Origin of the sequence: Paenibacillus agri, from assembly GCF_013359945.1 — a bacterium.
Lineage (GTDB): Bacteria > Bacillota > Bacilli > Paenibacillales > Paenibacillaceae > Paenibacillus_AQ > Paenibacillus_AQ agri.
This window is the reverse complement of sequence record NZ_JABWCS010000216.1, coordinates 32,144-51,460: the sequence shown is the minus strand read 5'-3', so window position 1 is coordinate 51,460 and position 19,317 is coordinate 32,144. Positions and strand designations below refer to the sequence as shown.

General features: G+C 49.3%; 15 protein-coding genes. 10 read left to right on the top strand and 5 right to left on the bottom strand.

Annotated elements, in window-relative coordinates:
• Positions 1 to 18: 18 nt before the first annotated feature.
• From HPT30_RS20570 to HPT30_RS20560, 3 genes are all read right to left on the bottom strand, one after another.
• A complete protein-coding gene (locus tag HPT30_RS20570) occupies positions 19 to 735 on the bottom strand; it encodes a DsbA family protein (RefSeq protein ID WP_175373200.1) in 717 nt (238 codons plus the stop codon).
• 97 nt (positions 736 to 832) lie between these two features.
• Positions 833 to 1,588 (bottom strand): HAD family hydrolase, encoded by a 756-nt coding sequence (locus HPT30_RS20565; RefSeq protein ID WP_175373199.1) that lies wholly within the window; start codon positions 1,586 to 1,588, stop codon positions 833 to 835.
• Between the two features lie 54 nt (positions 1,589 to 1,642).
• Positions 1,643 to 2,560, bottom strand: coding sequence for an ArsR/SmtB family transcription factor (locus tag HPT30_RS20560; protein ID WP_175373198.1), 918 nt, complete (start codon positions 2,558 to 2,560; stop codon positions 1,643 to 1,645).
• 156 nt (positions 2,561 to 2,716) lie between these two features.
• Between HPT30_RS20560 and HPT30_RS20555 the strand changes: the two genes are divergently transcribed.
• The 6 genes from HPT30_RS20555 to HPT30_RS20530 all read left to right on the top strand — a co-directional run bounded on the left by HPT30_RS20555 (position 2,717) and on the right by HPT30_RS20530 (position 9,247).
• Positions 2,717 to 3,895 carry an MFS transporter gene (locus tag HPT30_RS20555; RefSeq protein WP_512699081.1) on the top strand — a complete coding sequence of 393 codons (1,179 nt, stop codon included), beginning with the start codon at positions 2,717 to 2,719 and terminating at the stop codon, positions 3,893 to 3,895.
• A gap of 87 nt (positions 3,896 to 3,982) precedes the next feature.
• Positions 3,983 to 4,708 (top strand): phosphonate ABC transporter ATP-binding protein, encoded by a 726-nt coding sequence (locus tag HPT30_RS20550; RefSeq protein WP_175373197.1) that lies wholly within the window; start codon positions 3,983 to 3,985, stop codon positions 4,706 to 4,708.
• Positions 4,709 to 4,727: 19 nt separating this feature from the next.
• Positions 4,728 to 6,017 carry a hypothetical protein gene (locus tag HPT30_RS20545; protein WP_175373196.1) on the top strand — a complete coding sequence of 430 codons (1,290 nt, stop codon included), beginning with the start codon at positions 4,728 to 4,730 and terminating at the stop codon, positions 6,015 to 6,017.
• Positions 6,010 to 6,708, top strand: coding sequence for a response regulator transcription factor (locus tag HPT30_RS20540; protein WP_175373195.1), 699 nt, complete (start codon positions 6,010 to 6,012; stop codon positions 6,706 to 6,708). The genes HPT30_RS20545 and HPT30_RS20540 overlap by 8 nt, the downstream gene beginning before the upstream one ends.
• The gene (locus tag HPT30_RS20535) at positions 6,705 to 8,111 is read left to right on the top strand and encodes a sensor histidine kinase (protein WP_175373194.1); all 1,407 of its coding nucleotides are present in this window, start codon (positions 6,705 to 6,707) and stop codon (positions 8,109 to 8,111) included. Before HPT30_RS20540 ends, HPT30_RS20535 begins: the two co-directional genes overlap by 4 nt.
• Positions 8,112 to 8,158: 47 nt before the next feature.
• Entirely contained in the window at positions 8,159 to 9,247 is a 1,089-nt protein-coding gene (locus tag HPT30_RS20530) for a GNAT family N-acetyltransferase (protein ID WP_175373193.1), read from the top strand.
• A gap of 307 nt (positions 9,248 to 9,554) precedes the next feature.
• On the opposite strand, the gene HPT30_RS20525 is transcribed toward HPT30_RS20530, so the two are convergent.
• Entirely contained in the window at positions 9,555 to 10,781 is a 1,227-nt protein-coding gene (locus tag HPT30_RS20525; protein WP_175373192.1) for a glucose-1-phosphate adenylyltransferase, read from the bottom strand.
• A gap of 216 nt (positions 10,782 to 10,997) precedes the next feature.
• On the opposite strand from HPT30_RS20525, the gene glgB reads away from it, so the two are divergent.
• The 3 genes from glgB (at position 10,998) to ilvD (ending at position 16,388) form a co-directional block, all read left to right on the top strand.
• Positions 10,998 to 12,938, top strand: a complete 1,941-nt coding sequence (gene glgB / locus HPT30_RS20520; RefSeq protein ID WP_175373191.1) for a 1,4-alpha-glucan branching protein GlgB — start codon at positions 10,998 to 11,000, stop codon at positions 12,936 to 12,938.
• Between the two features lie 37 nt (positions 12,939 to 12,975).
• Positions 12,976 to 14,400, top strand: coding sequence for a glycogen synthase GlgA (gene glgA / locus HPT30_RS20515; protein WP_175373190.1), 1,425 nt, complete (start codon positions 12,976 to 12,978; stop codon positions 14,398 to 14,400).
• A 293-nt stretch (positions 14,401 to 14,693) separates the two neighbouring features.
• Positions 14,694 to 16,388: a dihydroxy-acid dehydratase gene (ilvD, locus tag HPT30_RS20510; protein WP_175373189.1), complete on the top strand. Its 1,695-nt coding sequence runs from the start codon at positions 14,694 to 14,696 to the stop codon at positions 16,386 to 16,388.
• Between the two features lie 52 nt (positions 16,389 to 16,440).
• Here ilvD and HPT30_RS20505 read toward each other — a convergent pair whose 3' ends face one another.
• Positions 16,441 to 18,189 (bottom strand): alpha-glycosidase, encoded by a 1,749-nt coding sequence (locus HPT30_RS20505; RefSeq protein ID WP_175373188.1) that lies wholly within the window; start codon positions 18,187 to 18,189, stop codon positions 16,441 to 16,443.
• A gap of 301 nt (positions 18,190 to 18,490) precedes the next feature.
• Between HPT30_RS20505 and HPT30_RS20500 the strand changes: the two genes are divergently transcribed.
• Positions 18,491 to 19,306: a transporter substrate-binding domain-containing protein gene (locus HPT30_RS20500; protein WP_175373187.1), complete on the top strand. Its 816-nt coding sequence runs from the start codon at positions 18,491 to 18,493 to the stop codon at positions 19,304 to 19,306.
• Positions 19,307 to 19,317: the final 11 nt, after the last annotated feature.

The window sequence follows — 19,317 nt, the reverse complement described above, 5'->3', positions numbered from 1 at the left end:
GGAAGCTCTATTACCGTTCTATTCCTTCAAAGCCGCTTCAATCGCCGTAGTCAGGCCTTCGTAAGAAGAGTCGGGAAGCAGCACACCATTCACCATGAATTTAGGAGTGCCGTTAACTCCGTAGGCGCCGGCAATTTTGAAGTCCTCTTTAACATCGAACATGTAAGTGTGGTTCTTGACATCCTGCTCGAACTGACCATAATCAATGCCGGCGATATTATCCTTGACGAACTTCAGGATGAACTTCTCGGTCGCCCAAATCTTGCTCTCATCGCCTTGGTTCGCGTATAGCTTGTGGACATATTCCCAAAACTTCTCGTTGCTCTGATTATAGATGGCTTCACCGGCACTCGCGGCCAGATAGGAGTCTCTGTCAATAAAAGCAAAGTTCATGAAGAAGAATTCCGCCTTACCGGTATCTACGTAGTCCTTGATGAAGGTGTCCAGATACAGCTCAGTCCACTTTTTGCAAGCAGGGCACTTGAAATCCGCAAATTCTATCACTTTGACTTTGGCAGTGCTGCTCCCCAGATGGGGCTGCTTCTCATACTTTAAACCGTCAACCACAATCTTGCCTTTAACTTCAGTGTAATTTGGCAAGCTGTCGAGCTCGGAAGTGCCGTTCTTGCCCGTGAAGACAAAGGCAGCGACTACAACCAGAACAACACCAATCACCGTCAAGAGCATGGGTAGTAACTTGTTATTGCTATGTCTTGAATTTACTTGTTTATTCATTCCAGACTTCCTCCTGCACGCTTTGATCATTCACTGTAACAGTATAATCAAAGCTGCTAAAGGAAGCCTATGGCATTTCTAACACTAGAGAAGGGTCCTAGCCGTGGATTTTAATCTGCTGCGCTGCGGTACGGATGACCGGAGGGACCTCGTAGATCGAAGAAATGGTCTTGACGGCTTGCTGCATTTCACGCTGAAGCTCAATCATGTTGTAGAGCCATTCGTTCTGTTGTTTAAGATAAATGCTGTTGATCCCGGCTGTAACGGCTGGCAGTACATCTGTACGCAGAGAGTTTCCGACCATCCAGGTCACTTTACGATCAAAAGTACCGCTGGCCAGGATGTTCTCCAGAGCCTCGACATTTTTATGCTTACGGATAAAGATACGATCGTCAAAATAAACGTCCAGCTTCATTTGTTCAATCTTGCGCTGCTGTATGGTATCGTCTCCACCCGTGTAGAGGTAGAGATCATGTCCTTCCTGTTTCAAGGTATCGAGCGTCTCGACCATGCCGGGGTAGGCCTCAATTTCCTGATCATAGACACTCATGCCCAGCTTCATCAGCTGCTGCTCCTCAAAAGCATCGGCTTTCCGCCCGTATTTGGCGCAGAAGAAATGATAGGTCCCAATCAGGGATTTAGGGAAGTTATCGCTGGCTAGACCGCTTGTGCTGACGGTTTCGACATCAATTTCCGCCTGTTTACTCCGCATCTCGCTGGTAGGCAGTCCATAATCCTGGAACCATTCTGCCATCAGTTCAAAATATTGTCCCAGAATGAGATCGAAGTATTTGTTGCAGTGGACGAGGGTATCGTCCAAATCGAAAATGACTTGTTGAGTCATATATTTCACGCCACTCACTCCTTGTTCTGTCTCTGTCTCAATCTTTGTTCTCTGTCCATTCTATTATAAACGTATATAGGATTCCAGGAACATCTGCAGCTCTGATGCTCCGTCAGGGCGGATGCTGAAACGTTCATTATATTCACCGCGCAGATGAATACGTAGTAGACCTGCTACCCGCAGAATCATCAGATGATGCATGAGCATCTCCCGCGACTGGTTCAAGTCGGACTGTATCTCCCAAAGTGTCTTCGGCTCATGGGCCACATGCCGCAGTAATCTGAGCCTTGTGGGATTAGCTAAAGCCCGGGTCATACGAAGCAGCACAGTAGGGGGCTCGTCCTCATTTTCTAAAGGCACGTCGACCGGATATTGGATAATAACCATAGTGTTATAGAAGCAATAGGTGTTGATCGGCCGATTGTGGACCGTAGGAAGCAGAACAATGGTTTGTAAATTCGGCAGTTCTTCAATAACTACGCCGCCAGAAGCATATTCAATCAGGGCGATGGGGTCCATTTTGCTCTGGAGCATTTTCTTCTCGGAGGCATCCTCGATGAGCAGCGGCAGAATTTTGTGCTCCACATGGCGGAAATATTGACTGTACCACAGCCGCAGCAGAGGAGTGTAGCTGTCCTTGATACGCTGACATTCTTCCAAGGTAAAGCCTGTAATGAGTGGAGCCACATGCTGGAAACAATCTTCAAGCGAAGTGGATTCCAGTACATCCAAGTAGCTTAGAACCTTCTCGGCTGGTCCAAGGCTGTAAGCCCAGGCATACAGGACATCATAATCGCTGAATGGCCATTCAGCAGCCTGCATAATCTCCGCAGCCTGATGCGATGGAAAGCGGCTTTCCACGTCACTGACCCAGTCGGGGCCAATATCCAGATTGGAAATCCATTTTCGCGTAACATATAACATAAAGCTGTCAATCAGCTCATAGACCGGTGAGACATCAATTTTCAATTCATAGTTCATGAAGCTTGCACCCCCAGGAAATCCGTCACTTCTATATATTATCTCTTGTTTTGAAGAGGCTTGTCCACTATAATGTTCGGTGTTTGTCTTTTGGATGCAGTTCGGATAACGTTTGTTTTTGTTTACTTTTATTTGTTTTGTAGGAGGCTTTCACCTGTGTCAGACCCGCACTCAAGCGCTGTTCAACGAAACAGCAACATGAATTACCTGATTCTCATCACGGTTATTATTGCCGCCGGACTTAGCCAAGGGCTGCTGCTGCCAGTTTTATCCATTCTTTTGGAGCAAAAAGGGGTCTCCTCGTCCCTGAACGGTTTAAACGCAGCGGCACTGTATATCGGTTCGTTCGGCATGACACTCATCGCCGAGCGTGTACTGGGAGCCATTGGTTTTAAAAAGCTCATTGCCGCAGGACTCACACTCGTGCTGGTGAGCCTATTGCTATTCCCGGTGCTGCCGGGTATTAAGGCGTGGTTCGTGCTTCGACTGCTTGTCGGTATCGGGGACTCAGCCATCAATTATGCTGCCCAGCTCTGGGTGCTGCTGATGACCCCGGCACAGAACCGTGGACGTAATCTTTCCATCTACGGAATGTCATATGGTCTTGGCTTCAGTCTTGGTCCTGTGGGGATTAGTCTGCTGCGCTTCGGACAAGCCACGCCTTTCTTGGTCTTAGCTACGCTGTTCTTGATGGCTCTACTACTGACATTGATCAAGCTCCCGGAATCCCGCCCGGAAACCTCCGAGAGTAGGGAGGGACAGGCGCGCCGCTTTGGGCGAAGCTACAGTCTCGCTTGGTATGCCTTGATTCCGGCTCTTCTATACGGCTACATGGAGGCCAGCCTGAACAGCAACTTCCCGATCTATGGCCTGCGGATTGGTTACAGCGCGGATCAGATTGCTGCACTGCTGCCTTTTGCCGGTATCGGGGGGCTAGTGCTTCAGCTTCCCCTGGGGATGTGGAGCGACCGGTTCGGCCGCAAAAAAGTTCTCATGCTTGCCGGGATCGGAGGCGGTTTGAGCTTCACGCTGCTGCCGCTGGCGGGAGATCATTTCATGTTTTCGCTAGTTCTGCTTGCATTTGCCGGCGGTTTTGTCGGTTCATTCTTCTCGCTTGGTCTAGCCTATGCAGCAGATATTCTGCCGCGTAACTTGTTGCCGGCGGCCAATGTTGTGGCATCTTTTCACTTTAGCGCAGGCAGTATTCTCGGTCCGGCTTTGGGCGGACTGCTGCTGGAGCTCAGCTCCGGCGGCGGTGTATTCGGGCTCATGGGACTGCTCTTTATCTTGTTTGGACTGCTGGGATTATTGTTCTCGCCACGGTCACAAATTTGAAGTAAAATAAGAACGGGTGCTCGCATGGAATTTAATCTCGCTTTCCAATACACTATAGTATAGAGATGAGGACAGGAGAGCTGAACTATGATCACAGTTGAACATTTAGCCAAAGCAGTCGGGGAGACCAAGCTTCCGGTGCTGCAAGACATCGGTTTTCAGTTGGAAGAAGGGGAATTTGTTGCAGTGCTCGGGGGAAGCGGCAGCGGTAAATCTACACTGCTGCGCTGTTTGGCGCTACGGGAAAAATGGGATCGGGGAAATTTCCGCGTAGATGGAAAAGATATATTGAAGAGCGGTTTCTCCGGTAAACGGAAAATCCGCCGCGAATGGGCCTATCTTGAACAGAATGCCGAGCTTAATCCTAATCGGACCGCACTGAAGAACGTGCTGATCGGCCAATCTGCCCAAACCCCATTATGGCGTATGGTAACAGGAATGGTCCGCTCAGATGATTATATGGGAGCCATGGACGAATTGGAGGCCCTTGGCCTGCTGGACAAAGCGAAGCTTAAGGCAAGCCAGTTAAGTGGTGGCGAGCGGCAGCGTGTGGCAATTGCCCGCGCCCTGGTGCATGGCGCCAAGGTCATCCTGGCGGATGAGCCTGTGACAGGGCTTGATCCGAAGTCCGCAGAGCGGGTTATGGAGAACCTCCGCAAGCTGTGCAAGGAAAGCGGCCTGACGGTCATCGCCGTTCTGCCTATCGAGCTGGCAGAGCGCTACGCCTCGCGCCTGTGGGTATTGAAGGACGGTCGTATCAAGCATAACGTTAACGGCCGCCGCTTGACCTCTCAGGAGCGTCTCAGCCTTTAATCAAGGAAAAGAGTGATGAATGTTGAATAGAAGAATCATAAGCCGGTTGGCCGCCGCGTCACTGGCGCTGTCGTTACTCTCGGGGTGTACGTTCATCAGCGACCCGGTATCCCAGATGAAAACGCCGCGGTTGTCGGCAGACAAGGCAACATTGATGACTGCGATTACATCGATGATACCTTCGGGTTCTTCGCTGATCCGGCCAAAGAATGATGATGACAGTTCGATCCGTACGGAGGATTTGAACAAGGACGGGATCATGGAGACGATTGTTTTCTATGAGACACCGGGAGAGGCTGTGCAGATTCATGGCATGCTTCTGGAAAAGCAGGGGGATGCCTGGGTCAAGAAGCTGGTCTTTGACGGTGATGGTACAGTGCTTGAATCACTGGATCTGAAGGATGTTACGAACGACGGGAAACTGGATATTATTGCCGGGTACTCCCGTGGTGAAGACAAAGGAATGGTAGTCTATAGTTATTCTAACGGTACGCTTGAAGAAGTACTGCAGGTTCCTTATACCAAATATATTATAGATGATCTGAATCGTGACGGTATCCAGGACATTACCGTGGTTTCTTTCAAGCGCAATGAATATGCGACCATTACGACTTATCAATACGCCGATGGCGGCTTCAAGGTACTGGATAAGCTGGATAACATCGATCCGTATTTTAATAATTATTACAATATTGTCGCAGGAAAAGTAGCTGAAAACAAAGAAGGTATCGTACTGGATGCAGCCGTGGAGTCCAATTCCGCCTACACCTCTGTGGTGGTCATGGAGAACAACAAGCTGCGGGTTGTTGTGCCTGGGGATGATCGGACCCTAAAAGACCGGAAAATTGTTAGCGAGGACATCGATGGCGATGGTATTATTGAAATCGGTTTGCTGGAGAAACCGAAGGGCTGGGAATATTTTGATCCCAACACGATCCCGTATTTCAATTCCTATTATAAATGGGACGGCAAGGATGGCCTGACGTTTGCCATGCAGCAGTATCGTGATCCTGCCGACCGTTTCTATATCAATTTTCCGCCAGAATGGCATGGAAACATCACGGTGGATACGAAGTCTGTACTGGATAAATACCTGAAGTTTATTCTGGTAGATACCGGGGAGACGGTTGCCGAAGTGTCGTTCTTCTCGCCGCATGAATGGGAGCAGCTGAAGAACAGCAACTGGGAGCTTTGGGGACGTGACGGCAATACATTCATTGGCTACCGCGGCAAGCTGGAACAGAAAAACAACGGGGCAAACAGCAACAAAATAACCGCCCCGATCGAAAGGAAGGGAATAGATGAGTAAAGTGCTCATACTGGAGGACGAAGAGTCCATCCGCAGTTTTATTGTCATCAATTTGAAACGTAACGGGTTCGAGGTATTGGAGGCAGCAGACGGTAACGAAGCGCTGCACAAGCTGACCACGATCCCCGATATTGATATTGCACTCCTGGATGTCATGGTTCCCGGCATTGATGGATTTGAAGTGTGTCGACGCGTACGTGAGAATAACGAGCGGCTGGGCATTATTTTCCTCACAGCCAAAGTTCAAGAGCAGGATAAGGTCTACGCGTTGTCCGTAGGCGCGGACGATCATGTCAGCAAGCCGTTTAGTCCTACAGAGCTGATTGCCCGTATTCAGTCGCTGTTGCGCCGGGTTAACGTTCACCGGGAGCCATCGGCTAAAGTCTCGTTCCAATCCGGACATTTTACGCTGGATCTGATCTCCAAGCAGTTCAAGCGCAGTGGGGAGCTCATTGAATTGACCCCGACCGAATTCTCGCTGGTACAGTTCTTCCTGGAAAAGGAGAATACACCGCTCAGCCGTGATCTGCTGCTGGATCATGTGTGGGGGAAGGAATATATGGGAGATCCCAAAATCGTGGACGTGAACATCCGCCGTCTGCGGCAAAAGATCGAGAATAATCCTTCTGAGCCGGAATATCTGCAAACGGTGTGGGGCCACGGTTACAAATGGAGAGGCCAAGGACAATGATAAAGAAGGGGATGCGCAGACAGATCGTACTGCATTACATTCTTGTAGTCTTCTTGGCGCTTCTCCTTGTAGAAGTGATTTTCCTGTTGGCTATTCGGACCTACTACTATGACAGCATTTATAGTAAGATTACCAATCAACTTAGCACAGCAGAGACCTATTTTAACAAATACCAGGTTAAGGGCATGGATTCCACGGTTCGCCTGCAGGATCTGCTGGACACCTTCACGTTTAATAACACAGAGCTTGAGGTGCTTACGCGTAATGGTGATATCGTTACCAGTTCTACAGGCTTCCAGCCAGACCGGACAATTACCACCAGCGATGTTCCAGAGGCAGCAGGAGGGAGTATTGGCCGCTGGGTTGGTAGACAACCAGGAACGAACGAGAGTGTTATGGCGGTCTCCAAAATGCTGCAAATTCACGGCCGGGATGTTTACATCCTGAGATACCTCACTTCGGTGGAGTCGATTAATAGCGGGCTATTGAATCTCACCCTGCTCTCCGTAGGGATCGGCGGAGCTGTACTGGTCATTGTTGCCCTGTTCAGTATCGGACTTGCCAATTCCATCGTTAAGCCGCTGAATAATATTACGGCCGTATCCGCCCAAATGGCGAAAGGCAAATTCAATACAAGAATCAAAGGCAACTATAGGTACGAAATTGCCGAGTTGGCCACCACGATCAATTATATGGCCCAAGAGATAGTACGCAGTAATCAGATCAAGGATGACTTTATCTCGTCAATCTCTCACGAACTGCGCACACCACTCACCAGTATCAAGGGCTGGAGTGAGACCCTGGTGTCCGGAGGCTATGATCCGGAGGAGACGAAGCTCGGCATGGGAATCATCTCCAAAGAAAGTGACCGGCTGATTGGGCTGGTAGAGGAGATTCTCGACTTCTCCAAGCTCCAGCAGAATGAAATGAAGCTGTCCATCGGCATTGTTGATATGAAGGTGCTGCTGCAGGAGACCATTCTGAATGTCTGGGCGAAGGCGGAGAAGAAGAGAATCCATTTGCTTCTGGAATGCGATGACGCTGTGTTTGTAAAGGGTGACGCCAACCGACTGAAGCAGGTATTTCTGAATCTAGTAGATAATGCCATTAAGTTTTCCCATGAGGATTCCAGTATTGTGCTGACTGTGCAATCACTGTCTAATCAGGAGGTTGCCATCATTGTCCGGGATAGCGGGATCGGGATCAGCGAAGCCCATCTGGCCAAGGTCAGGGATCGTTTTTTCCAGGTGGATGCCCTCAATGGCGGAACTGGACTGGGGCTTGCCATTACCCAACAGATCGTCGAACTGCATAATGGCCGGATCGAAATGCATAGTGAGCTGGGTAAGGGGACACAGGTCACTGTCATTTTGCCGCTAGCTACAGAGCAAGCTTTAGTCTAATAAATTCGATCGGATTTAGATAAACACCAGGATAGGGGGAATTGGATATGGCGAAACCGGATACTGGAGAGAACGGGGAGAACCTATCCTCGCAAGATCCAATTCGTGTCGAACGCGTAGGTGTGGACAGGACGGAGGATATTCTCCGGATGCTGAGAGCGGCCGCTCAATGGATGGTCGATAACGGAATCCGTCAATGGTCCCCGGACCAATTCACGGCTCAAGAGATAGAAGGTTATTTTGACCAGAGGGAAGTGTACTTGGCGCTCGATGGAGAGACCCCTGTAGGTCTGTTCACCCTCCAATTCAGCGATCCTCAGTACTGGGGGAACAAGAATGATGACGGCTTCGCTTACTTACATCGTCTAACCGTGTCTGGTCCTTACCGGGGCAGTGGTCTCGGTGAGCAAATGATCATGTTCGCCGCCAAACAGGCGCTGAAGCTGGGCCGTAAGGGTCTTCGACTGGATACGGTGTCACATAATGTCAAGCTGAACCGTTATTATCAAAGCCTGGGGTTCCGTTATCAGGGCACGAATGATGCGGGGGGCGGGCGTCTCGTAAATCTGTATCAGTATCATGAGAACAGTGAGGACCCAGACAATATTCTGCTTCGCTATTTCTCGGCGGCTGACTTCCCGCTGCTACAAAGCTGGAGTCTGTCGCCGGATTTTCTGAAGCAATGGGCTGGTCCTTCGCTGACTTACCCTCTGGACGACGAACAGCTGCAGAAATATATGGAGAATACCAACCATCCGGCACAATCGTCACTGTTGATTTATAGCGCTATGCACAGGGGCAGTGGAAAGGTTGTTGGACATGTCAGTCTAAGCCAGATCAATAGGGAGGACAGCAATGCCCGTATTAGCCGACTGGTGGTTGATCCGCAGTTCAGAGGTCGGGGAATTGGGACGCGAATGCTGCAGGAGACCCTGCGGATTGGCTTTGCAGGGCTTGGGCTACATCGGCTTTCGCTAGGTGTATTTGACTTTAATACCGGCGCCCGCAAGTCTTATGAGGCGGCAGGCTTTGTTCATGAAGGGACACAGCGCGAAGCGGCTCTGATCGGCGGACGGTATGTGGATTGCCTTGAAATGAGCCTTCTAGACCGGGAATGGCAGGAGCTTACCGGTTAAACTTAGCGTATTCTTGTTTCATATTAAGCTGCTTTTGGTGCGGTGTATCCGTGCTAAAGGCAGCTTTTTATGTATTGTTGGGGAGCACTTGCTCAAGCGTTGAGACACGAATATTTAACAAGAAGACTACATACCCGCTTAAGCGAAGGCTCAGATCTCAAGACACATCAATAACGCGCATCTCCATTAGAGAGATGCGCGTTCTATAGTTGTTATAAGCAGAATGATTATTCTGCGTCACATTAATATCCTTTATAGCTTTGTATCAGACTCAGGACGTAAACTGTTGATACGGTGAACGCTGTACTTAGGAAGGAAGTCCTTCAGCGGCCCGAAGCCGGCCGGTCTTCTCATAAACATCCTGCAGCAGGCGAGAGGGCTGAGTCCGAATTACTGGCTTCGCAGCGACAATCTCATGCGGTCCGACGACAACAATGTTGTCTGTGCTGCCTTTGATGATGGCTCCGTCCTTGATGACAGCACCTTCGCCGATAATTGCGTTCTCAATGTGCACTCCGCGTCCGATGCGGGCACCAGGCATCACTACACTTTGTTTGATGACCGACATTTTGCCGATCTCAACGCCCCCGAAGACGACTGAGCGCTGCAGGCTTCCTTCCAGTGTGCAGTAGTCGTTCACGAGGCAGTCGGCACCTGACATTTGGCTGCGCGACTTGTGAACAGATAGCTTGGTACGACGGGCTCGACTGTACATTGGCCACACTTCATTTTCAAGCTTCCAGCCATTGTCTGTTGTCAAGAGGTCCATATGAGCTTCCCAGAGACTGTCTACGGTTCCTACATCTCTCCAGTATCCCTGAAAACGATAGGCGAACAGATCATCATTAGTACTCAGCATACTTGGAATGACATCTTTACCGAAGTCATGGCTGGAGTCAGTGTTGGCAGCGTCACGCAGCAGATGCTCTTTCAGGTAGTCCCAGCGGAAGAGGTAAATGCCCATAGAAGCAAGATTGCTCTGCGGCACCTTGGGCTTCTCGGCAAATTCGGAAATCTTCAACGCTTCGTTCACATTCATCACCCCAAAGCGGCTGGCTTCCTCCCAAGGCACCTCCATCACAGAGATGGTGGCTTTGGCGTCTTTGCCGATATGGTATTCCAGCATCTTCTGATAATCCATGTGGTAAATATGATCACCGGAGAGAATCAGCACATTCTCCGGATTCTGATTGTCAATAAAATCAATGTTCTTATAAATAGCATCAGCTGTTCCTGAATAAAGGTCTCTGCCTTCAGTGCCGGAAGGGAGAAGAGTCACACCTTTGCCGTTCTTTGTATGGAGCCCCCAAGGCTCACCTTCTCCGATATGACTGTGGAGCGATTCGGCTTCATATTGCGTAAGTACGCCTACAGTGTCAATATTGGAATTGACACAATTACTGAGGGGAAAGTCAATGATTCTATACTGTCCGCCGAAAGGGACTGCCGGTTTAGCCATGCTGGACGTCAGGGGAGCCAATCTTCGTCCTTCCCCACCGGCCAATAACATGGCGATACATTCTTTTTTACTCATTTGTTATCCCTCCCATTTTTTTGTCAATGCTTGTAATATAAACTGCGGATCCAGTCTTGAAACGACATAGGTGAAGTATATTGCTTTGAAACTGGAAAAATTACATGAATTATTTTCTTTATCCATAAAAAATTTCTTTTCAAGTCAAATCATTTTCAAATGGAACTTTTTCGGGTAATGTTATAGGTGCATCCTATATAAAAAGGTGGTGATGAATTGGCTGAGACACCAAGAACAGAAACCCTCCCGTCAACGGATGATATTGATATTTATTTGTTTCATGAGGGCACGCACTATCACAGCTATAACATCCTAGGTGCGCACATTGCCGCTTGGGAAGGGACTTCCGGTGTGCGCTTTACCGTATGGGCTCCTCATGCGACATATGTAGGTTTGGCCGGCGATCACAATGGCTGGGACGGAACGCAGGACATGGATACGTTATATAAGATACCCGATTCGGGATTTTGGAGTCGGTTTTTCCCGGGGATGAAGCTGGGAATGTTATACAAATATAGAATTATTGCCGCTGATGGCACAAGCTTCCTTAAAGCAGATCCTTACGCGTTCAAGGCCGAGGTTCGCCCGGCAACCGCTTCAGTTGTGACTGATCTTCGGGGTTATCGCTGGGGGGATGCGGCCTGGAGGCGCAAGAACAAGACTCCGTACAACAAACCCCTTAATATTTATGAAATGCATTTAGGCACATGGCGACAAAAGGAAGACGGACAATTCTATACGTACAAGGAACTTGTTGATCAATTGATTCCTTATCTGGTGGAAATGAGCTATACCCATGTGGAATTCATGCCGCTGGCAGAGCATCCATATGACTTGTCCTGGGGTTACCAGGGGACAGGCTATTTTGCAGCAACCAGCCGCTATGGTGAGCCGCATGAGCTAATGTACCTCATAGACCACCTTCACCAGGCAGACATCGGTGTGATTCTGGACTGGGTGCCCGCTCACTTTGCCAAGGATGCTCATGGTCTGAGACTTTTTGATGGTTCGCCACTGTATGAGTATGCTGATCCACTATTGGCCGAAAAGCCCGGCTGGGGCACGCTTTCCTTTGATTTCAGTAAGCCTGAAATATCTTCATTCCTAATTTCCAATGCACTGTTCTGGTTTGATCTGTACCACATAGACGGAATGCGGGTGGATGCGGTAACCAGCATGCTGCGTCTTGACTTCGAGAAACAGCACCACCAATATCGGCCCAATGCCAATGGTGGGCTAGAGAACCTGGAAGCTATATCCTTTTTGCAGCGCTTAAACAAAGTTATATTCCAGCATTATCCTCATGCTTTAATGATGGCGGAAGAATCCAGTGCCTGGCCCGGTGTGACTGCACCTGCCCATGAGGGAGGACTTGGCTTCAATTACAAATGGAACATGGGCTGGATGAACGACACCCTTGGATACATAGAACATGACTTCGGGGCGCGGCCCTATCATCATAATTTGCTTACCTTCCCGATCTGTTATGCGTATTCCGAGAACTACACCCTGCCCCTATCCCATGATGAAGTCGTGCATGGCAAGAAATCGTTGCTGGACAAGATGCCTGGGTCATATGAGCAGAAATTTGCCGGCCTCCGGCAGCTGTTAGGTTATCAGATCACTCATCCGGGCAAAAAGCTGCTGTTCATGGGTGGCGAATTTGGACAATTCATCGAGTGGAAGGATCAGGAGCAGCTAGACTGGCTGTTGCTCGATTATGAGCGTCATCGCCAGATGTTGGCTTACACCGCTGCGTTGAACAAGCTTTACCGGAGTGAAAAAGCTCTATGGGAGCAGGACCATACCTTGGAGGGATACCAATGGATTGATGCTAATGACAAGGGTCAGAGCGTCATTTCTTACATTCGCCGAGGTAAGCGTCCTGTGGACACGCTCCTCATTATCATTAATTTTCAGCCGGTGGAACGCAGCACGTACCGGATTGGAGTGCCACGCGCAGGAATCTACGAGGAAATATTCAGTTCGGAGTCCCCGGCTTATGGCGGTTCCGGTATCCTTAATGCACCTTTGAAGAGCAGCAAGCTGATGTGGCACAATCAGACTAACAGCATTGAACTGGTTCTTCCGCCGCTAAGTTTCGTGGTGCTGAAGAAAGCACCTCGTGTCAGTAAGAAGATCGAGACGTCAGAGTAATTGTGAACAAATACAGAAGCCGAAGGGGGAAATAAACATGAAAGTTTTATTTGCCGCAGCCGAAGGTCATCCGTTTATCAAAACGGGCGGTCTGGCCGATGTTATTGGTGCCCTGCCTAAAGCACTGAAGGGTGCAGGGGTGGATATCAGAGTCATTATGCCAAAGTATCGCGGAATTCCTGAAACATTCACATCTCAGCTACAACCGGTTACCGTAGTCAACGTCCCGGTCGGCTGGCGTAGCCAGTATTGCGGTATTGAACGACTCGTGCATGACGGAATCACGGTGTATTTTATCGATAACGAGTATTATTTCGGGCGGGATGCCATTTACGGATATATGGATGATGGGGAGCGTTTTGCCTTCTTCAACCGTGCCGTGCTGGAATGCTTGCCCGCCATCGACTTTCAGCCGGATGTACTGCATTGCCACGACTGGCATGCCGCGGTGATCCCTTTGCTGCTGCAGGGGCATTATCGCCACAACCCTTTCTACAGTGATATACGCACGGTGTTTACGATCCACAATCTGCTGTATCAGGGAGTGTTTCCATATGAGGTGCTGAGCGGGCTGCTTGGCCTTGACAGTAATTATTTCCTCGGTGTGGAGTACTATGGCAACGTGAATTATATGAAGGGCGGCCTTGTGTATAGCGACCATATTACCACCGTGAGTCCGACCTATGCCGAAGAAATCCGCACACCTTATTATGGTTATGGGTTGGACGGGTTATTGAATGAGCGGGCAGACAGTTTGAGCGGTATTGTGAATGGCATTGATACTAAAAGCTACAATCCAGCGTCAGACCCTCATATTTTTACCCGTTACCGTTCCAATTTGGCCAAGAAGGCCGAGAATAAGGTGGGATTGCAGCAGGAGCTCGGTCTACCCGTGAATCCCCAAGTTCCGCTCGTTGCTATGGTTACACGTCTCGTGGATTCCAAAGGCTTGGATCTTGTGACGCGGGTGCTGGATGAGCTGTTATATAATGATGAATTTCAATTTGTCGTCTTAGGAACCGGGGATGAGTCTTATGAGCGTTGGTTCCGCGAAGCAGCCTGGAGATATCCTGATAAGGTGTCTTCACAAATTACGTTCAGCGAGGGTCTGTCCCGCAAAATATATGCCGCAAGTGATCTGTTCCTGATGCCCTCCAAGTTCGAACCATGCGGCATTAGCCAACTCCTTGCCCTCCGCTATGGCAGCATCCCGGTAGTGCGGGAGACGGGTGGGCTGAACGATACCGTGCATTCTTATAACGAAGTGACGGGGGAGGGCAACGGGTTTACTTTCAAGGACTATAATGCGCATGATATGATGCACACCTTGCGCAGGGGGATTTCCATCTATAACCAACCTGAGCATTGGAAAAGAATCACGAAGAACGCCTTCGCGGGAGATTACAGCTGGAATGTATCTGCACAGCAGTACATTGATATCTATAAGAGAATTAAAGGATAGCAGCCCAGAATTTCTCCCGGCGAGATATAGAGTAAGAAACCACAATAAACCGTTCCCTAAGATCAAGTGACCTTGGGGAGCGGTTTTTTATATGTAGAAAATAACTTGATTTTAATATATATATGCGATATATTGCATACTAAGAAAAAGAGGATAGGAAATTGATTACCTTACTAATTCCCTTTAGTAATTTGGATGTGTACGAAGGTAGCAATTAATTGCGAAGTTTGGAAAAGCTATGGAGAAATACTGCATAAGCTATATGAACTGATCTATTAGAAAAGGGTGAGAACATGTCAACAAGTAAAGATCTGAGGATACGCAGCAAAGTCATCAGCGAGGGGGTCAATCGTGTGCCGAACCGGGCGATGCTCCGGGCGGTAGGATTTACAGACGAAGATTTCAAGAAGCCGATGATCGGCATTGCCAGCACTTGGAGTGAAGTCACTCCGTGTAACATGCATATTGACCAACTGGCGGTCAAGGCTAAAAAAGGAGTGAAGGATAACGGCGGAGCGCCGCTCATCTTCAACACGATCACCGTTGCAGATGGAATCGCAATGGGTCATGAAGGCATGTCTTTTTCTTTGCCCAGCCGGGAAGCCATTGCCGATTCCATTGAGATTGTCATGGGTGCGGAACGCCTGGATGCACTCGTCGCAGTTGGCGGCTGTGACAAGAATACGCCGGCCTGTCTGATGGCAATTGGTCGGCTGAATCTGCCGGCAGTCTACGTCTATGGTGGAACGATACAGCCAGGTACGCTAGATGGTAAGAAGGTGGATATCGTCACGGCCTTCGAAGCGGTTGGACAGTATCATGACGGCCGAATGACCGAGAAGGAGCTGCACAAGATTGAATGCAGCGTCTGTCCAGGTCCGGGCGCCTGTGGCGGCATGTACACCGCCAATACAATGGCTTCCGCTGCCGAAGCATTGGGCATGAGCCTGCCCGGATCTTCCTCAACACCTGCAATTTCCCCGGATAAAGCAGAAGAATGCGCTAAAGCAGGGAAACAGGTACTGAGCCTGCTGGAGAAGGAGATATATCCGCGGGATATTATGACGAAAAAAGCTTTTGAGAACGCCATAACACTAGTCATGGCCCTCGGCGGTTCCACGAATGCTTTCCTGCATCTGATTGCGATTGCCCATTCGGTAGGGGTTGATTTGACCTATGACGATTTTGAGCGCATCCGCGTTAAAGTTCCACATCTTGCTAATCTTAAGCCTAGCGGTAAATACGTGATGCAGGATTTGAATGATATCGGCGGCGTGTCCGGCGTCATGAAGGTGCTGCTGGAAAGAGGACTGCTGCATGGGGATTGCCTGACCGTCACTGGCAAGACGCTGGCGGAGAATTTGGCTGAGGCTGCTCCTCTTCCGGAGGGTCAGGATATTATCCGTCCGTTCGACGAGCCGCTCAAGGCTGACGGACCACTGGTTGTGCTCCGGGGTAACCTGGCGCCAGAAGGGGCGATCGCCAAGATGTCCGGGATGAAGAAGCTTCGCTTTACCGGCCCGGCGAAAGTGTATGACAGTGAAACTGAAGCCACAGACGCCATTTTGAACAATGAAATCCGCAAAGGCGATGTTGTCGTTATCCGTTATTGCGGTCCTAAAGGTGGCCCCGGCATGCCGGAAATGCTCTCGGTAACTGCTTTGATTGTCGGAAAAGGCTTCGGCGGTGACGTAGCGTTGATTACCGACGGCAGATTCTCCGGTGGTTCCCACGGTTTTGTCGTGGGTCATGTGGCCCCGGAAGCGCAAGTCGGCGGACCGATCGCACTGCTGCAGACTAATGATCTGGTGACAATCGACAGTGAGGTTCAGGAGATCTCATTCGAGGTTACACCGGATGAATTGGAGCGCAGAAGGGCGGCATGGAAGAAGCCGGCGCTTAAAGTCACCAGAGGCGCACTTGCCAAGTATGCGCGTCTGGTCTCTTCAGCGGCGAAAGGCGCTGTGACGGATCTGCCGGAGGAATAATGGAACAGGCTGTCCCTGCCATATACGATGGCACAAGGGACAGCCTGTTTTTTTAGTTCAAATTACGGGACAGTATCCGGTAATCATAGGGTTCCAGCCGAATGTTCATGATCCCGTTCTGCGGATAAACAGATTCTCCCGTCAGAGCATCCTGCCAGTCATCGGTCTCCATAGGATGACTCAGCGTGCGCGGTTCCGGCATATTGTTCATCCAGATCGTGAAGTGCAGCTTGTTGTCCGCCCGCTCATAGACGATGCAGGCATCGCTCTCACTAGCATGCAGCAGGCGAAACCGCCCTTCGCGCAGCGCCTTGTGCTCCTTGCGCAGGGCAATCATCGTCCGGTAAAATTCATATAAATCCCGGTCCTGTTTGGCGGGGTCCCACTCCATGCATTTCCGGCAGTCCGGGTCCTCATAACCGCTAAGGCCAATCTCATCACCGTAATAAATACAGGGTGTGCCCATGAATGTGAACAGGAAGACAACGGCAAGCTTCAGGCGGCGTTTATCTTCACCTACACAGGTCAGCAAACGAGGGGTATCATGACTGCCAAGAAGATTGAAGACCACCTCATTCGTCTGCTGCGGATAACGCATCAGTAGTCCACCAAGCCGATGCCCGAATGTCACACCGTTCATGCCACCAGCAAAGAATTCCAGCACAGTACCTGAGAAGGGATAGTTCATAACCGAATCAAATTGATCGCCAAGCAGCCAGGTTAGTGAATCGCTCCACACCTCTCCAACAATATAGGCTTCGGGGTTGGCATTCTTCACGACTTTGCGGAAGTCCCGCCAAAAATGGTGGTCCACCTCATTTGCAACATCCAGCCGCCAGCCATCTACTTTGATCTCCTTAATCCAGTATTCTGCAACTTCCAGCAGATAGGATCTGACTTCCGGATTGGCCGTGTTGAATTTGGGCATATTGCCAAAAAAACCGAAGGTGTCATAGGTAGGAATCCCATCGACAATCTCGGCTGGAAAAGAATTAATATGAAACCAGTGCCTGTACACAGAGTATTCGCCTTTTTGCAGTACATCCTGAAAGGGAGGGAACTGGTCACTGCAATGATTGAAGACCGCATCCAGCATGACGCGTATGCCCCGCGCATGGCATTGTTGTACCACATGCTTTAGCAGTGCATTATCACCAAAATGAGGGTCGACTTTTTTATAATCCACAATGTCATATTTATGGTTGGAGGGCGAGAGGAATAGCGGGGTGAAATAAATGGCATTGATGCCGAGCTCCTGCAGGTCGTCCAGATGATCCAGCACCCCTTGGAGATCTCCGCCGAAAAAATTGTCCAGCTTTGGTCGGCCTCCCCATTCCTCTGTACCCTCGGGACTGATTGAAGGATCGCCGTTCGCGAACCGCTCCGTCATGATCTGGTAGAATACCGCGTCTTTGGCCCACTCAGGTACCTTGAACACATCGATATTGTGAATGTAGGAGAACTCATAATAATGACTCGGTGGAGTGGGGTATTCGTGGCGGATGATGCCGTTATCGAGCAAATAAATCACTTCAGATCCAGAACTAATTCGTATAGTGTAACACAATCGCTTATATTTGGGTCTGACAGCCGCCTCCCAATAGTCGAACATGTCGTCGGAAGCGGCTTTTTCCATCCGTACCTCATAATAGGTGTGTTTCCAGTCATATTTGTCGCCGGTCAGAGCCGTTACATGATCTACATCGTTCCGTTTGGTGCGGACACGCAAGTGAATGGTTTCAGTATCGTAAGCATAGGCCCACTTGTCGCGGGGGACATGGTACAAAGCTTCCAAAAGCATGACAGCACCTCCTTAATGAATAGGTTCAGAGCAAGGATTATGCGCCTGGCAACAGTCTGTTAGCATGTTAATACCCTTTGAATCTGTGGAATGAACCAAACTCTGAAAATGGGTGTTTTGTTTAAAATCAGTATATACTTTTTATGTCAACACTGTGCAAAAAGATTGAAATTTACTGAAAATTACACAATATAATAAGCATTTCTAGTAAAAATGTCTTTGCATATTCATACGAACTGATTTATAATAAATCGGTCTAATTAAACAGCATACGCTAAATACAGAAAAGGGAGATATAGAAATGAAAAAATGGGGCACACTTTCACTAACTTTGCTGCTTGCAGTAGGACTACTGACGGCCTGCGGTCAAAATAAGAATGGCAATGATTCCGCAGCTAGCGGAGAAGCTAACACCGGATCTACTACCAAAAAAACACTGACACTGGGTACCAGTGCGGATTTCCCGCCTTATGAATTCCACAAGGTTATTGACGGTAAAGACAGCATCGTCGGTTTTGACATCAACATTGCCAAAGATATCGCCGCTGACATGGGCGCTGAGCTTGAAATTAAGGATCTGCCTTTTGATTCCCTGCTGAATGAATTGTCGAGCGGAAGAATCGATATGGTCATCTCGGGCCTTAGCCCAACGGAAGAGCGTAGGAAAGCAGTCGAGCTGTCCGATATCTACTACAAAGCAGAGCAATCTGTGGTTGTTCGCGAAGCAGATAAGGACAAGTTCTCCACGATGGACTCGCTTAAAGGAACGAAGATCGGCGTTCAGACCGGATCGATCCAGGAAGAGCTCGCTAAAGGCATTGAAGGCGCACAATTGACTTCCCTTGGCAAAATTTCTGAGATCGTGCTCCAGCTGCAATCCAATCGTGTGGATGCTGCTATTATTGAAGGTCCTGTTGCGAAGTCCTTTGTAAAGAACGTCAAAGGAATCGTGATTACAGATGCCAAACCAGAAGCTGAAGATGATGGCTATGTGGTAGGGATCAAGAAAGGCAACACAGAGCTGCTGGATCAAGTTAACAAGACACTTAGCCGACTGAATTCCGAAGGTAAGATTGATCAATACGTAACAGAAGCAAGCGAACTGGCTGAGAAGTAATTAATCTGTTA

What these genes read in the sequence shown, in the direction of transcription:
- HPT30_RS20570 (WP_175373200.1), bottom strand. Translation starts at nt 735, where the DNA reads ATGAATAAACAAGTAAATTCAAGACATAGCAATAACAAGTTACTACCC.
- HPT30_RS20560 (WP_175373198.1), bottom strand. Translation starts at nt 2,560, where the DNA reads ATGAACTATGAATTGAAAATTGATGTCTCACCGGTCTATGAGCTGATT.
- HPT30_RS20550 (WP_175373197.1), top strand. Translation starts at nt 3,983, where the DNA reads ATGATCACAGTTGAACATTTAGCCAAAGCAGTCGGGGAGACCAAGCTT.
- HPT30_RS20545 (WP_175373196.1), top strand. Translation starts at nt 4,728, where the DNA reads ATGTTGAATAGAAGAATCATAAGCCGGTTGGCCGCCGCGTCACTGGCG.
- HPT30_RS20540 (WP_175373195.1), top strand. Translation starts at nt 6,010, where the DNA reads ATGAGTAAAGTGCTCATACTGGAGGACGAAGAGTCCATCCGCAGTTTT.
- HPT30_RS20535 (WP_175373194.1), top strand. Translation starts at nt 6,705, where the DNA reads ATGATAAAGAAGGGGATGCGCAGACAGATCGTACTGCATTACATTCTT.
- HPT30_RS20530 (WP_175373193.1), top strand. Translation starts at nt 8,159, where the DNA reads ATGGCGAAACCGGATACTGGAGAGAACGGGGAGAACCTATCCTCGCAA.
- HPT30_RS20525 (WP_175373192.1), bottom strand. Translation starts at nt 10,781, where the DNA reads ATGAGTAAAAAAGAATGTATCGCCATGTTATTGGCCGGTGGGGAAGGA.
- glgA (WP_175373190.1), top strand. Translation starts at nt 12,976, where the DNA reads ATGAAAGTTTTATTTGCCGCAGCCGAAGGTCATCCGTTTATCAAAACG.
- ilvD (WP_175373189.1), top strand. Translation starts at nt 14,694, where the DNA reads ATGTCAACAAGTAAAGATCTGAGGATACGCAGCAAAGTCATCAGCGAG.
- HPT30_RS20505 (WP_175373188.1), bottom strand. Translation starts at nt 18,189, where the DNA reads ATGCTTTTGGAAGCTTTGTACCATGTCCCCCGCGACAAGTGGGCCTAT.
- HPT30_RS20500 (WP_175373187.1), top strand. Translation starts at nt 18,491, where the DNA reads ATGAAAAAATGGGGCACACTTTCACTAACTTTGCTGCTTGCAGTAGGA.